Source organism: Nocardioides cremeus, from assembly GCF_030518195.1.
GTDB lineage: Bacteria > Actinomycetota > Actinomycetes > Propionibacteriales > Nocardioidaceae > Nocardioides > Nocardioides cremeus.
On the sequence record NZ_JAULSC010000449.1, the window covers coordinates 1 to 218 of the forward strand.

Below are 218 nucleotides of genomic sequence, written 5' to 3' on the forward strand. Positions count from 1 at the left end.
GGCTGCGCGACGCGCTGCTGATGGGCCTGGCCCAGGCGGCCGCGCTCGTGCCGGGCGTCTCCCGCTGGGGGGCGACCATCTCGTGGGGGCGCTTCCTGGGCTTCGCGCGCGCCGCCGCGACCCGGTTCGCCTTCCTGCTGGCCATCCCCGCGGTCGTGGGCGCCGGGCTCTTCCAGCTCTCCGAGATCCCCGGCGGCGACAACGCCTACGGCTGGGGC

General features: G+C 77.5%; 1 protein-coding gene. It reads left to right on the forward strand.

Annotation, left to right across the window (positions count from 1 at the left end; all coding sequences use genetic code 11):
- A partial coding sequence (locus QWJ41_RS21690) for an undecaprenyl-diphosphate phosphatase (protein WP_302710574.1) occupies nucleotides 1-218 on the forward strand: 218 nt, incomplete at both ends.